We start from the raw sequence: 444 nt of genomic DNA, 5'->3' as shown, positions 1-444 counted from the left end.
AAAAAAACATTGTTGATGACCGATTCCTTGAGCCACTTCCAAACGCCTTCCATTAGGTTCAACTGAGGGCTGTAGGGAGGGAGGAAGATGAGTGCCAGGCGCCTAGCGTTTTCTTCAAGAAAAGACTGGATCAGCTTGGCGTGGTGGATAAGGGCATTATCCAATACCATCACGATTTTTCCGGTGGGGTATTCCCGCAACGTCCGCTCCAGAAAACGGAGGAAGGCCGCTGCGTCGTATGCCCCTTCTTCTGTACAAATGATCCGACCGGTTTCATAATCCAAGGTGCCTATCAATTTTACCCCTTTGTGTTGTCCATAAGTGGGGATTTTTCGCTGGTGGCCGCGGAGAAACCAGGTGCAGCCAATGGCTTGGTAATCCCGGATCATGGTTTCGTCCTCGAATAGGAGGTGGTCAATATCGCTATTCAGCAATTTTTTTTTT

1 protein-coding gene is annotated in these 444 nt (G+C 48.9%); it reads right to left on the bottom strand.

The features are described 5' to 3' along the window. The coding region (locus tag HMPREF2961_RS05195; protein WP_141755558.1) for an IS630 family transposase at positions 1-444 on the bottom strand (444 nt) is incomplete at both ends.

This window comes from Enterococcus sp. HMSC076E04, assembly GCF_001814285.1.
GTDB lineage: Bacteria > Bacillota > Bacilli > Lactobacillales > Enterococcaceae > Enterococcus_B > Enterococcus_B lactis.
The sequence above is the reverse complement of the archived record's forward strand: the minus strand, read 5'-3'. Positions and strand labels throughout refer to the sequence as shown.